This is a genomic window from Ruegeria sp. E1, from assembly GCF_056534225.1.
Map to the genome: position 1 here is coordinate 148,727 of NZ_JBQFPE010000003.1, position 13,863 is coordinate 162,589.

General features: G+C 60.7%; 13 protein-coding genes. 9 read left to right on the forward strand and 4 right to left on the reverse strand.

Annotated elements, in window-relative coordinates; genetic code table 11:
• The first annotated feature begins 374 nt into the window (after window positions 1-374).
• The 9 genes from sucC (at window position 375) to lpdA (ending at window position 10,687) form a co-directional block, all read left to right on the forward strand.
• Complete coding sequence (gene sucC, locus ACR0FG_RS04340) at window positions 375-1,568, forward strand: ADP-forming succinate--CoA ligase subunit beta (protein ID WP_480890507.1); 1,194 nt, start codon at window positions 375-377, stop codon at window positions 1,566-1,568.
• A gap of 290 nt (window positions 1,569-1,858) precedes the next feature.
• Window positions 1,859-2,029, forward strand: a complete 171-nt coding sequence (locus tag ACR0FG_RS04345) for a hypothetical protein (RefSeq protein ID WP_480890508.1) — start codon at window positions 1,859-1,861, stop codon at window positions 2,027-2,029.
• A gap of 93 nt (window positions 2,030-2,122) precedes the next feature.
• Window positions 2,123-3,004, forward strand: a complete 882-nt coding sequence (sucD, locus tag ACR0FG_RS04350) for a succinate--CoA ligase subunit alpha (protein ID WP_170795565.1) — start codon at window positions 2,123-2,125, stop codon at window positions 3,002-3,004.
• Window positions 3,005-3,439: 435 nt separating this feature from the next.
• Window positions 3,440-3,979 carry a DUF805 domain-containing protein gene (locus ACR0FG_RS04355; protein WP_480890512.1) on the forward strand — a complete coding sequence of 180 codons (540 nt, stop codon included), beginning with the start codon at window positions 3,440-3,442 and terminating at the stop codon, window positions 3,977-3,979.
• A complete protein-coding gene (locus ACR0FG_RS04360; protein ID WP_170712660.1) occupies window positions 3,976-6,933 on the forward strand; it encodes a 2-oxoglutarate dehydrogenase E1 component in 2,958 nt (985 codons plus the stop codon). Before ACR0FG_RS04355 ends, ACR0FG_RS04360 begins: the two co-directional genes overlap by 4 nt.
• A gap of 3 nt (window positions 6,934-6,936) precedes the next feature.
• Window positions 6,937-8,451, forward strand: coding sequence for a 2-oxoglutarate dehydrogenase complex dihydrolipoyllysine-residue succinyltransferase (odhB, locus tag ACR0FG_RS04365; protein WP_480890514.1), 1,515 nt, complete (start codon window positions 6,937-6,939; stop codon window positions 8,449-8,451).
• Between the two features lie 2 nt (window positions 8,452-8,453).
• Window positions 8,454-8,723 carry a hypothetical protein gene (locus ACR0FG_RS04370; protein WP_170712657.1) on the forward strand — a complete coding sequence of 90 codons (270 nt, stop codon included), beginning with the start codon at window positions 8,454-8,456 and terminating at the stop codon, window positions 8,721-8,723.
• 124 nt (window positions 8,724-8,847) lie between these two features.
• Complete coding sequence (locus ACR0FG_RS04375; protein WP_170712655.1) at window positions 8,848-9,240, forward strand: MAPEG family protein; 393 nt, start codon at window positions 8,848-8,850, stop codon at window positions 9,238-9,240.
• Between the two features lie 58 nt (window positions 9,241-9,298).
• Window positions 9,299-10,687 carry a dihydrolipoyl dehydrogenase gene (gene lpdA / locus ACR0FG_RS04380; protein WP_480890518.1) on the forward strand — a complete coding sequence of 463 codons (1,389 nt, stop codon included), beginning with the start codon at window positions 9,299-9,301 and terminating at the stop codon, window positions 10,685-10,687.
• A gap of 146 nt (window positions 10,688-10,833) precedes the next feature.
• On the opposite strand, the gene ACR0FG_RS04385 is transcribed toward lpdA, so the two are convergent.
• Genes ACR0FG_RS04385 through ACR0FG_RS04400 form a run of 4 tightly spaced genes read right to left on the reverse strand, consistent with a single transcriptional unit; the run spans window position 10,834 to window position 13,739 of the window.
• Window positions 10,834-11,439, reverse strand: a complete 606-nt coding sequence (locus tag ACR0FG_RS04385) for a pyridoxamine 5'-phosphate oxidase family protein (RefSeq protein WP_480890520.1) — start codon at window positions 11,437-11,439, stop codon at window positions 10,834-10,836.
• Entirely contained in the window at window positions 11,426-12,166 is a 741-nt protein-coding gene (locus ACR0FG_RS04390) for a lysophospholipid acyltransferase family protein (RefSeq protein ID WP_480890903.1), read from the reverse strand. The genes ACR0FG_RS04385 and ACR0FG_RS04390 overlap by 14 nt, the downstream gene beginning before the upstream one ends.
• On the reverse strand, window positions 12,166-13,065 hold the full coding sequence (locus tag ACR0FG_RS04395; RefSeq protein ID WP_480890522.1) for a cell division protein FtsX: 900 nt from the start codon (window positions 13,063-13,065) through the stop codon (window positions 12,166-12,168). Before ACR0FG_RS04395 ends, ACR0FG_RS04390 begins: the two co-directional genes overlap by 1 nt.
• Complete coding sequence (locus ACR0FG_RS04400) at window positions 13,062-13,739, reverse strand: cell division ATP-binding protein FtsE (RefSeq protein ID WP_480890524.1); 678 nt, start codon at window positions 13,737-13,739, stop codon at window positions 13,062-13,064. The genes ACR0FG_RS04395 and ACR0FG_RS04400 overlap by 4 nt, the downstream gene beginning before the upstream one ends.
• Window positions 13,740-13,863 lie beyond the last annotated feature (124 nt).

The following is a 13,863-nucleotide window of genomic DNA, read 5'->3' on the forward strand; positions in this document are numbered from 1 at the left end:
GGCCGTTTTGTCCGCACTGCTGCCATCCTATCAGAATGACCGGCTCTTAGACCTTTATTCCATCACACCCCCAGTGGAGAGGAATCTAAAATCAGACCAAAGAGAACCAAAGCCGCCTGACGTTCGGCGCATCCGTGTCGGGTATGTTGGCGCAAACGCCGCCCATGCCTTTTTTGAATGGGTTTTTACACCTCTGGGAACCAGATCGAATCGTGATGATGCGCGCCTGATCTTTGTGATCACACCCCAAAACACCGTGATCACAAATGTCGAAAATCTTCCGCAATTTCCCGTGACACGTCAAAAAACTCTTTAAACTTGACCCTTAGACACGCCTATTAAAAGGCAATCGTAGTCAGACGGGACAATTTTCGATGAATATTCACGAATATCAGGCCAAAGCTCTTTTGCGCAGCTATGGCGCTCCGGTCTCCGACGGTCGCGCGGTTCTGCGCGCCGAGGAGGCTAAATCCGCAGCCGGTGAACTGGATGGGCCTTTGTGGGTCGTCAAGGCGCAAATCCATGCAGGGGGGCGCGGCAAGGGGTCGTTCAAAGAAACAGGCGCCGGGGAAAAGGGCGGCGTCCGTCTGACCAATTCGGTCGAGGAAGCAGCTGAGGAAGCCCGCAAGATGCTGGGTCGCACACTGGTCACGCATCAGACCGGCCCTGCGGGCAAGCAGGTCAACCGCATCTATATCGAGGCCGGATCGGGCATCCAGACCGAGATGTATCTGGCCCTTCTGGTGGATCGTCAGACCAGCCGGATCTCGTTTGTCTGTTCGACCGAAGGCGGCATGGATATCGAGGAAGTGGCGGCTGCCACGCCTGAAAAGATCCTGTCATTCTCGGTTGACCCCGCGACGGGCTATCAGCCCTATCACGGTCGCCGCATCGCGTTTTCGCTGGGCCTGCAGGGCGCGCAGGTCAAGCAATGCGTCAAGCTGATGAACCAGCTCTACAATGCCTTTGTCGAGAAGGATATGGAGATGCTGGAGATCAACCCGCTGATCGTCGGCGATGACGGCAATCTCAAGGTGCTGGACGCCAAGGTCGGTTTCGACGGCAACGCGGTCTATCGCCACCCCGATATTGCCGAGCTGCGCGACACGACCGAGGAAGACCCCAAGGAACTGGAAGCCTCAAAGTATGACCTGAACTATATCGCCTTGGATGGTGAGATCGGCTGCATGGTCAACGGTGCCGGTCTGGCGATGGCCACGATGGACATCATCAAGCTGTATGGGGCCGAGCCTGCCAACTTCCTTGACGTGGGCGGCGGTGCGACCAAGGAAAAAGTGACCGAAGCGTTCAAGATCATCACCTCGGACCCGAACGTCAAAGGCATTCTGGTCAACATCTTCGGCGGCATCATGCGCTGTGACGTCATCGCCGAGGGCGTTGTGGCGGCCGTGAAAGAGGTCGGCCTGCAGGTCCCGCTGGTCGTGCGTCTGGAAGGCACGAATGTCGAGAAGGGCAAAGAGATCATCAACACCTCGGGCCTGGACGTGATCGCGGCGGACAACCTGAAAGACGGTGCCGAAAAGATCGTGAAGGCGGTTAAGGGTTGAGGTCTGTGCGCTCGGTAACTCTCTCTCTGATCGCGACTTTAGCCTTGTGTGCCTGCACGGCGAACAGCCAGACAGTTTCAAAAAGCCCTGATGCTGGGCCTGGTCAACATCTGATGTCCCCATATGACGCTGGGGTCATATTTGCAGATACCTGTCTGATACGCGGAACTAATTTTGAAGATGCACTAGAGGGTGTCCGGGTCCACAACGTGACGCAAAATTCCCAGACCGGAACTTACTATCACAACCGGGCTAATCTTTCGGTGAAAGTCGCAAACGGCCAATGCTCGATGGTTTTCGCTACAGACGAACCTGTTGATGCAGCCGTTTCGCAACTGGCCAAAGGAACAGTGTCGATGGTTTACCCTGTTCCACCCGGTGTGGATGTGACCTCAAGGGTTGAGGCTGACGGTCTGCGATACTTCCGGGTTGCGGTCAAAGCTCCGATACAGTCGCCATAGGGAAAGTGAACGTAGGATGGGTGATTTCACCCATCTTTAATTGAGATGATGGGTGCGAGCACCCATCCTACGAAAATCAAAGGAGAACGCCAGATGGCAGTCCTCATCGACGAAAATACCAAAGTGATCTGTCAGGGCTTTACCGGCTCGCAGGGCACATTCCACTCTGAACAGGCCATCGCCTATGGCACCAAGATGGTCGGCGGCGTGACCCCCGGCAAAGGCGGGATGACGCATCTTGACCTGCCCGTGTTCAACTCGGTCCACGAGGCCAAGCATGTGACCGAGGCCAATGCCAGCGTGATCTATGTCCCGCCGCCCTTTGCGGCAGACTCTATCCTCGAGGCGATTGATGCCGAGATGGAGGTGATCGTGGCGATCACCGAAGGCATCCCGGTTCTGGACATGATGAAGGTCAAGCGCGCGCTGGAAGGCTCGAAATCGCGCCTGGTTGGACCGAACTGCCCCGGTGTTATTACACCCGATGCCTGCAAGATCGGCATCATGCCCGGCCACATCCACAAGCGCGGTTCGGTTGGTGTTGTGTCGCGTTCGGGTACCCTGACCTATGAGGCCGTCAAGCAGACGACGGACGTGGGTCTGGGCCAGTCCACCTGTGTGGGCATCGGCGGCGACCCGATCAAGGGCACCGAGCATATCGACGTGCTGGAATGGTTCCTGGCCGATGACGAGACCCACTCGATCATCATGATCGGTGAGATCGGCGGCTCGGCCGAAGAAGAAGCCGCGCAGTTCCTGGCGGACGAGGCCAAGAAGGGCCGCAAAAAGCCGGTTGCTGGTTTCATCGCAGGCCGCACGGCCCCTCCGGGCCGCCGCATGGGCCACGCGGGCGCGATTGTCGCCGGTGGCAAGGGCGGTGCCGAGGACAAGATCGAAGCCATGCGCAGCGCCGGTATCGTCGTGGCGGAAAGCCCGGCGCAGCTGGGTGAGGCTGTGCTGGAAGCGATTGGATGATAGCTGACCGACCCTCAACAGGCGCTGAGGGCAGCGCCGGACCCTGGGTGGGTGCTGCAAGCGCCCTCCCGGGGGGAGGGTCGGGCGCTGCCCGGCGTTGCCGCCGGGCGGGACATCTGAGATGAGGTTTCTCAAGATCATAGGCTTTCTGTGCTGCCTTCTAGGCGGCTTTTTTGCCTTGTTGTTCTGGGCCGTGTCGTTTCCAGAGCGCTTGGCTCAGGAAGAAGCGCCAGGCGGGGTCAGAGTGGTCTTGGTCGATTTTCCAAGCGATCCGAACATCGTGTCCTATGATCCAAGTCTGATTTCTTCGGATGCATTGTTCACATTTGGCAGGCAGCTTTGCGGCGATACGCCGGTTGTTTCAGAGTTGGAGCCGACATTCCTTGACAGGTTGCGCGACAATCAGCGCGCGAGCATAGTTTGCGGATTATGAAGATGACCTTCTCTGACGCCATCCGCACCTGTTTCGCCAAGTTCTTCACCTTCTCAGGCCGTGCCTCGCGGCCCGAATACTGGTTCTTTTTCCTCTTCATTCTGATCTGGAGCATCATCGCCGGAGTCGTTGATCTGAAGTTTTTCACGCAGGTCGCGGTGTCCGAGACCGAGGCATCTACATCCGTTGCGGCCACGTCCTCGGGGCCGGTGCAGTCCATTGTGGCGCTGATCGTTTTCTTCCCGCATCTGGCTGTCGCCTGGCGGCGGATGCATGATACCGGGCGCAGCGGGCTTTATGCCTTGTTGCCGATCCTGCTGATCCTTGGTGCTTTGGCCGTCCTGATCTTTGGCATCGGCCTTGCCAGCCAGTTCCATGGCGGCACGCTGGACATCCTGCTGACCGAGGCCACGTTGCTTATCGTCATCCCGACACTCATCGTTCTGGTGGTGTCACCCCTTCTGGTGCTCTGGTGGCTGGCCCGTCCCAGCGAACCCGGCACCAACAAATACGGTCCCAACCCAACAGAGGTAGCCCCATGACCGAACACAGCCCTAACGACCAGTTTCATGCCTCGAGCTTTATGCAGGGGCATAATGCCGAATATCTGGAACAGCTTTATGCCCAATACACCAAGGATCCCGGTGCGGTGGATGCCGCCTGGGTCGAGTTTTTCGGCGCGATGGGTGATGCCACACCGGACGTGCAGCGCGAGGCTGAGGGGCCTTCCTGGGCACGGAGCGACTGGCCCCCGATGCCGACCGATGACCTGACGGGGGCGCTGACCGGGGAATGGGCTGAGATCGACGCGAAGGCGGCTGGCAAGAAGATCAAGGACAAGGCGGCGGACAAGGGCGTTGCGGTCAGCGAAGACCAGATCAAGCGCGCGGTGCTGGACAGTCTGCGGGCGCTGATGCTGATCCGGGCCTATCGTATCCGGGGTCATCTGGCTGCAAATCTGGACCCGCTGGGGATGCGCGCGGCCAGCACGCATCCGGAACTGGACCCCAAAACCTATGGCTTTACCGATGCCGACATGGATCGCCCGATCTTTATCGACAACGTGCTGGGGCTGCAGGTGGCCTCGATGCGCCAGATCGTCGAGATCGTGAAACGGACTTACTGTGGCACATTTGCGCTGCAATACATGCATATCTCGAACCCGGAAGAGGCCGCGTGGCTGAAAGAGCGGATCGAAGGTTACGGCAAGGAAATCGCGTTTACCAAGGAAGGCCGCAAGGCGATCCTGAACAAGATGGTCGAGGCCGAAGGGTTCGAAAAGTTCCTGCACGTCAAATACATGGGCACCAAGCGGTTCGGTCTGGACGGCGGCGAAAGCCTGATCCCGGCGATGGAGCAGATCATCAAGCGCGGTGGCGCTTTGGGTGTGCGGGACATCGTGATCGGGATGCCGCATCGGGGCCGTCTGAACATTCTGGCCAATGTGATGCGCAAGCCTTATCGCGCGATCTTCAACGAGTTTCAGGGCGGCAGCTTTAAACCCGAAGACGTGGATGGCTCGGGCGATGTGAAATACCACCTTGGGGCGTCAAGCGACCGGGAATTTGATGGCAACAGCGTCCACCTGTCGCTGACCGCGAACCCCAGCCACCTTGAGGCGGTGAACCCCGTGGTTCTGGGCAAGGTGCGGGCCAAGCAGGATCAGTTGAAGGACACAGATCGTACCGCCGTCATGGGCATTCTGCTGCATGGTGATGCGGCCTTTGCAGGTCAGGGCGTGGTGGCCGAAGGCTTTGGCCTAAGCGGTCTGCGCGGGCACAAGACCGGTGGCACCATGCATATCGTGGTGAACAACCAGATCGGCTTTACCACTGCGCCGCATTTCAGCCGGTCCAGCCCATATCCGACGGATATTGCGCTGATGGTTGAGGCGCCGATTTTCCACGTCAACGGTGACGACCCCGAAGCGGTGGTGCACGCCGCCAAGGTGGCAACCGAATTCCGTCAGAAGTTCCACAAGGACGTGGTCATCGACATCTTCTGCTATCGCCGGTTTGGTCATAACGAGGGCGATGAGCCCATGTTCACCAACCCGATCATGTACAAGAAGATCAAGACGCATAAGACCACACTGTCGCTGTACACCGAGCGTCTGGTCCGGGACGGGCTGATCCCCGAGGGCGAGATCGAAGATATGAAAGCCGCGTTCCAGGCGCATCTGAATGATGAGTTTGAAGCGGGCAAGGATTACAAGCCCAACAAGGCCGATTGGCTGGACGGGCGCTGGTCGCATCTGGACAAGAACAAGGACGAATATGTCCGAGGTCAGACCGCGATCAAGCCGGAAACGCTGGCCGAGATTGGTCAGGCGCTGACCCATGCGCCCGACGACATCGCGGTGCACAAGACGGTGGCCCGTCTTTTGGACCACAAGAAGAAGATGTTCGAAACGGGTACCGGGTTTGACTGGGCCACGGGCGAGGCGCTGGCCTTTGGCTCGCTGCTGACCGAGGGCTATCCGGTGCGCTTGTCCGGGCAGGATGCAACGCGCGGCACGTTCAGCCAGCGCCATTCCGGTTTCGTGCATCAGGAAAGTGAAGAACGCTACTACCCACTGAACAATATTCGAAAAGGCCAGTCGAACTACGAAGTAATCGACTCGATGCTGTCGGAATATGCGGTGCTGGGCTTTGAATATGGCTATTCGCTGGCCGAACCCAATGCTCTGACCTTATGGGAGGCACAGTTTGGCGATTTTGCCAACGGCGCGCAGATCATGTTCGATCAGTTCATCAGCTCGGGCGAGAGCAAATGGCTGCGCATGTCCGGTCTGGTCTGTCTGCTGCCGCACGGGTTCGAGGGGCAAGGCCCCGAACACTCGTCCGCGCGGCTGGAGCGGTTCCTGCAGATGTGCGGTCAGGACAACTGGATCGTGGCGAATTGCACAACGCCTGCGAACTATTTCCACATCCTGCGACGTCAGCTGCACCGGACCTTCCGCAAGCCGCTGATTCTGGTGACGCCCAAGTCGTTGCTGCGCCACAAGCTGGCAGTCAGCACCGCCGACCAGTTCACCACCGGGTCAAGCTTCCACAGGGTGTTGTGGGACGATGCGCAGCACGGAAACTCGGACACCAAGCTGGTGGCCGATGACAAGATCAAGCGTGTGGTCATGTGTTCGGGCAAGGTCTATTTCGATCTGCTGGAGGAACGCGATGCACGCGGGATCGACGATGTCTATCTGATGCGGATCGAGCAGTTCTATCCGTTCCCCGCGCATTCGCTGATCAACGAGCTTGAACGGTTCAAGGGGGCCGAGATGGTCTGGTGTCAGGAAGAGCCCAAGAACCAGGGAGCCTGGAACTTTATCGAGCCCAATATTGAATGGGTGCTTGGCCGTATCAAGGCCGAGTACAAAAGGCCGCGCTATGTCGGCCGCGCCACTTCGGCCTCGCCCGCGACGGGTCTGGCCAGCCAACACAAAGCCCAACAAGAAGCGCTGGTGAACGAAGCGCTGAGCATTGAAGGAAAATAATCGATGTCCATTGAAGTTCGAGTTCCCACGCTGGGCGAGTCCGTCACCGAAGCCACGGTTGCGACATGGTTCAAGAAACCCGGCGACGCGGTTGCCGTAGATGAGATGCTCTGTGAGCTTGAGACCGACAAGGTCACGGTCGAAGTGCCCGCCCCAAGCGCGGGTGTGATGGGTGAGATTGTCGCCGCCGAAGGTGAAACCGTTGGTGTCGATGCCCTGCTGGCCACGATCGCAGCCGGCGACGGGGCCGCACCGGCCCCTGCAGCGGCGGCGGCACCTGCAGCGGCAGCCCCGGCAGCGTCGGGCGGCAGCGTTGATGTCATGGTGCCCACGCTGGGCGAATCTGTGACCGAAGCAACCGTTTCGACATGGTTCAAGCAAGTTGGCGACGCCGTCGCGCAGGACGAGATGCTGTGCGAGTTGGAAACCGACAAGGTCTCGGTCGAGGTTCCGGCCCCGGCGGCGGGCGTTCTGGCCGAAATCGTGGCCCCCGAAGGCGCAACCGTGGATGCAAGTGCCAAACTGGCGGTGATCTCGGGCGCGGCAGCCGGTGCGGCCCCGGCCCCCGCCGCAGCGGCAGCGGCCCCGGCGGCGGCTGCAACGGGCAAGGACGTAGCCAATGCGCCTTCGGCTGAGAAAGCCATGGCCGAGGCTGGTCTGTCCGCCGATCAGGTCACCGGCACGGGCCGCGATGGCCGCATCATGAAAGAGGATGTGGCAAAAGCCGTTGCGGCGGCGGCTTCGGCCCCAGCTCCTGCGGCGGCTGCGCCCGCCCCCGCTGCCCAGGCTCCGCGCGCCCCGGTTGCTGCGGATGACGCCGCCCGCGAGGAACGCGTGCGCATGACGCGCCTGCGCCAGACCATCGCCAAGCGCCTGAAGGATGCGCAGAATACGGCTGCGATCCTGACCACCTATAATGAGGTGGACATGACCGAGGTGATGGCCCTGCGCAACGAATACAAAGAGCTGTTTCAGAAGAAACACGGCGTGAAGCTGGGCTTTATGTCCTTCTTCACCAAGGCCTGCTGCCATGCGCTGAAAGAGGTTCCGGAAGTCAATGCCGAGATTGACGGCACCGATATCGTCTACAAGAACTTCGTCCATATGGGCGTGGCCGCCGGTACGCCGCAGGGTCTGGTGGTGCCGGTGATCCGCGATGCGGATTCGATGTCCTTTGCCGCTATCGAAAAAGCCATCGCCGAAAAAGGCCAGCGCGCCCGTGACGGCAAGCTGAGCATGGCGGAAATGCAGGGCGGTACCTTCACCATCTCGAACGGTGGCGTCTATGGCTCGCTGATGTCCTCGCCGATCCTGAACCCGCCGCAGTCGGGTATTCTGGGGATGCACAAGATTCAAGACCGTCCGATGGTCGTGAATGGTGAGATCAAGATCCGCCCGATGATGTATCTGGCGCTGTCCTATGATCACCGGATCGTGGACGGTAAAGGCGCGGTAACGTTCCTTGTCCGCGTGAAAGAGGCGCTGGAAGACCCGCGCCGCCTGTTGATGGATCTGTAATCATGGCGACACATATACTCTGGCAGGCCGATGTGGCCGATTTCAATGCCTGGCTGAAGGTGTTCCGGGACGACAAACCGATGCGCGAGGCCGCGGGCATCCGCGACCTGCACATCTGGAAGGACCCCGACCAGCGCGACCATGCGGTTGCGATGTTCGAGGTCACCGATCTGAACCGGGCGCAGGACTTTCTGGAATCCGAAGAACTGGCCATGCACCATGAACGCGGCGGTGTCGCGCATATTCAGGTCAAAGTGCTGGAGCCCGTCTGACAATCCGCGTGTGCGGGGCCTTTCCCGCACACGCAACAGCACTTACGCGTGAACCCCGCCTGCCCATGAGCCTTCGAAATGTTAGTCCCGGACCCGGACATTCATTGAAAAAGGATATGTGACCATGTCTTCGGAACTTTCCATTCTTGCGCTTTACGGTCTGCTGGTCGTGGTGATCATTCTGCTGAACATCCTGACCGCCATGTCTCAGGTCGGGCTGATGACGCTGGGCGGCGCGCGGGACGACATGCCGCCGCTGACGGGCGTTGCCGCGCGGGTTGAGCGCACGCTGTCGAACTCGGTCGTCGCCATGGCGCTGTTTGCGCCTGCTGTGCTGATCCTTGCCGTCAGCGACAGCTTCACGCCCGGAACGCTGCTGGCAGCTCAGGTCTTTCTGGTCGCCCGTATCGTCTTTGTCCCGGTATACGCCTTTGCCATCCCGGTCCCGTTCCTGCGCACGCTTGTCTGGCTGGCAGGATTTCTTGCAACCGTTTATCTATATCTTACGGCCTTGTAAGGCCTGACTGCCGCGCCCATGATCCGGGCGCGGTCAAGACACATCAAGGAGTGCCCCAATGTCCAGCTATGACGTTATCGTAATCGGAGCCGGCCCCGGCGGCTATGTCTGCGCCATCCGCTGCGCGCAGCTTGGCCTAAAGACAGCCGTTGTCGAGGGGCGCGAGACGCTGGGCGGCACCTGTTTGAACGTGGGCTGCATCCCGTCAAAGGCGCTGCTGCACGCCAGCCACCAGCTGCATGAGGCCGAGCATAACTTTGCCAAGATGGGCCTGAAGGGCAAATCGCCTTCGGTCGATTGGAAGCAGATGCAGGCCTATAAGGACGAAGTGATCGAGGGCAACACCAAGGGCATCGAGTTCCTGTTCAAGAAGAACAAGATCGACTGGCTGAAAGGCTGGGGCTCGATCCCTGCTGCCGGTCAGGTCAAGGTGGGGGATGAGGTGCATGAAGCCAAGAACATCATCATCGCCTCGGGGTCCGAGCCTTCATCGCTGCCGGGTGTGACCGTGGACGAGAAGGTCGTTGTGACCTCGACCGGGGCGCTGTCTCTGGGCAAGATCCCGAAGAAGATGGTGGTGATCGGCGCGGGCGTGATCGGGCTGGAGCTGGGCTCGGTCTACAGCCGTCTTGGGGCCGAGGTGACGGTGATCGAGTTCCTCAAGGAAATCACACCGGGCATGGACCCCGAAGTGCAGAAGACCTTCCAGCGCATCCTTAAGAAACAGGGCCTGAAATTCGTCATGGGCGCGGCGGTGCAAAAGACCGAAGCCACGAAGACCAAGGCCAAGGTCACTTACAAGCTGCTGAAGGATGACAGTGAGCATGTGATCGACGCCGACACCGTTCTCGTTGCCACCGGGCGCAAACCGTTCTCGGATGGCTTGGGACTTGAGGCGCTGGGTGTCGAAATGACGCCGCGCGGTCAGATCAAGGTGGGTGCAGACTGGCAAACCAACGTGCCCGGCATCTACGCCATCGGCGACGTGACCGAAGGCCCGATGCTGGCCCACAAGGCCGAGGATGAAGGCATGGCCGCCGCCGAGCAGGTCGCGGGCAAGCATGGGCATGTGAATTACGGCGTCATTCCTGGCGTGATCTACACCTGGCCCGAAGTTGCGAATGTCGGCGAAACCGAAGCGACGCTCAAGGAACAGGGCCGCGCCTACAAGGTCGGCAAGTTCATGTTCATGGGCAATGGCCGCGCCAAGGCGAACTTTGCCGCCGATGGGTTTGTCAAAATCCTTGCCGACAAGGAAACCGATCGCATTCTGGGCGCACACATCATCGGCCCCGCCGCCGGAGACCTGATCCACGAGGTCTGCGTGGCGATGGAATTCGGAGCATCCGCCGAGGATCTGGCCCTGACCTGCCACGCGCATCCGACCTATTCCGAGGCCGTGCGCGAAGCGGCACTGGCTTGTGGCGACGGTCCGATCCACTCGTAAACCTGCGCGGGTTGAAAGTTCGGGATGCGAGGCTCTGCCTCGCGCTCCGGGATATTTAGAGACAGATGAAGAGCGGATCCCGGCTTCATCTTTTCAAAAATACTCCGGGGGAGTCGCGGCTTGCCGCGGCGGGGGCAGAGCCCCCTCTACCACATGGTTTTGGCCGCGCGCGCACCCCACTCGGAATCGTAGCGCGCGCCGCCTTCCTCGCCTGCGGTCATCTCGGCCAGAATTTCGCCCGCGGTCGGCAAGTCTGCGCTTTCATCACCGCTGGTCCAGGTCCCGGCACGGATCAGGGCGCGTGCACATTGCGTGTAGATTTCCGAGATTTTGATCACGATAACCGTTGCGGGCTGTTTGCCCTGTTTTTCAAACCGGGCGCGCAGGTCTTCATCCGCAGTCAGGCGTGCGGTGCCGATCACGCGCACCACATTGTTTGAGCCGGGGACGATGAACATCAACGATACCCGTTCATCCCGGACAATGTTGCGCAGGCTGTCCAGCCGGTTGTTTCCGCGCCAGTCCGGCAGTGCCAGCGTGCCGGGATCAAGCTCCAGAACCACGGGGCCATCGTCGCCGCGTGGGCTGCCATCCACCCCTTCGGGCCCGACCGTACAGAGCACGCAAAGGCGCGCGGTCATGATCCATTTGCGATAAAGCGGGGTCAGGCGGCGGGCGACCTTGCGGAGCGATGCGGAACCCGGCTCTCCGTATAGCGTTTCGAGCGTTGCGATGTCGTCAATGTACTGCATCAGGATCAAACCCCACTTCCCGCATCAGCGCGTCCGAGCGTGTTTCGATCACAGTCTCAAGCTGTGCCAGAAATTCATTGCGCCCGATGCCCGGATCGATCGGATCAAGAAAGTCGACAATGGCCAGACCGGGCTTGCGCAACACGCCGGTGCGCGGCCAGAACACCCCGGCATTGGTCGCCACGGGAACGCAGGGAAAGCCGAGCCCTTCGTAGAGTACCGCCGTGCCGACCTTATAGGGCTTTTGCACGCCCGGAGCCACACGCGTGCCTTGGGGGTAGATCACCAGCTGGCCGGGTTCGCTGAATTCCTTGGCAACGTCTTTGACCATTTTCGCAACCGCCGCGCCGCGTTTGCCGCGATTGACCGGGATACAGCCCAGACGGCGGGCATACATGCCAATCACAGGGGTCCAGAGAAGTTCGCGTTTCATGATGAACTTGCCGTGCGGAATTGCGTCGAAGATCATGATGATGTCGAGGAAGGACTGGTGTTTGGCACCGATGACAACCTCGCCGGTCGGAACCGAACCGCGTGTTTCGCAGCGGATACCGACCATCCAGCGGGCCAGCCACATCGTTGTGCGGGCGTAGGTTTTGCACGCCCGCAGCGCGCCGCGTTTGGTAAACAGAGCGTAGGGCGCAAAGACGATACCCAGGATCAGCATCCATACGTAGATCGTGATCATGAAAATCAGCGATCGCACCCATTGCACGGCCATGAACATCACGAAAGCTCCTTTAACTTGCGGCGCGCGGCAGACCATGTGGCGACAAAGGCAACGGCGGCCCCCAGAACGGGGATGAGCGCGGGCAGCAGCCAGCCGATGCCCTGAAAGCCGAGGCCGGTCAGAAACCCACCCTCTTCCGAGGCTTCGGGCAGCAGCAGAACGCCGCTCATGCCCAAGAGGGTGCCGACGGCGGCCCCGAACAGGGCGCGAAAGGTGAAGCGGCGTACAAAGGCGCCCGCGATAAAGCCATCCTTTGCGCCGACCTGACGCAGCACTTCGATGATCTGCGCATTTGCCGCGAGCGAGGCGTTTGCGGCCAGCGTAATCATTGCCGCCGTGGCCCCACCAATCAGCAGGATCGACACCCAGCCCAACCGCCGCAGCGAGTTGGCCGCGGATACCAGCGGCTCGCGCCAGCGGGAATGGTCGTCCAGCACCGCGCCCGGCACCTCGGCCCCCAGTCGCAGGCGCAGGCCCGCCGCGTCGAGGCCGGGTTCGCCCTCGGTGATCTCGATCAACTGCGGGATGGGCAGCGTATCCAGCGGCAGGTCGGGGCCGAACCAGGGGGCCAGCAGGGCGGCCTGTTCCTCGGTCGATAGCGCACGGGCAGACGCGACGCCGGGGGTTTGCTTTAAGACGGTCAGTGCGGCCTGTGTTTGGGCGGCCATCTGATCTGCCGGTGCGTTGATGCGCAGGGTTGCGGCACCGGCCAGTTCCGAGGCCCAGCGATCCGCCAAGCGCCCCGAGGCCAGTGACAGCGCCAGCGCAAACACCGCCAGAAACGCCATCGCGCCGGATACGAACAGCGTCAGATGCGCGGTAAACCCGGTGGGCGGCACGACGCGGTCGGCGCGGGTGTCGCGGCGCAGCAGGGCGCGGATGTCTTCACCACTCATAGATCTGCCCCCGCCAGTTGCAGCCTGCGCTGTGAAATCCGCAACACCCGCGCCTGCACCTGACTTTTGGCGGCGCGGATCAGGGACAGGTCATGGGTGGCGATCAGAACGGTTTTGCCCATGCGGTTCAACTCGACCAGCAGACGCAGCAGGCGTTGCGACATCTCCCAGTCGACATTGCCGGTTGGTTCATCGGCCAGCACGATATCGGGCGACAGGATGACGGCGCGGGCCAAGGCGGCGCGTTGACGCTCGCCGCCGGACAACTCGGGCGGATGCGCCTCAAGCCGACTGCCAAGGCCAACCCAGTTCAGCAACTCGGTCAGGTTGTCCTGTTCGGTGTCCAGAGCACGGCCCGAAACCATCAGCGGCAGCGCCACATTTTCAGCCAGCGTCATGTGGTCGAGAAACCGGCAATCCTGATGCACCATGCCGATGCGCCGCCGCAGCACGGCCATCTGGTCGCGATCCAGCCCGGCGATGTCATCCCCAAAGGCGCTGAGCCTGCCCGAGGTCGGCAGCAATGCGCCATAGCAAAGCTTGAGCAGCGTGGTCTTGCCTGCGCCCGACGGGCCGGTCAGAAAATGAAACGACCCAGACTGCAGTTGCAGCGACACATCGCTCAGCAATTCGCCGCCGCCGTAGCTGTAGCTGACACTTTCCAGCTCGATCACGCCTGTCCCCTTTGTTATTTGCCTGTCTTGCCCCAGCGTGGCGCGGGTTTCAATGCCCCGGACGGGGCCAATTGGTGACAGTTGGTCCGGGAAACCGAAAACACGCTTTGCGCTTGGGGCTTAA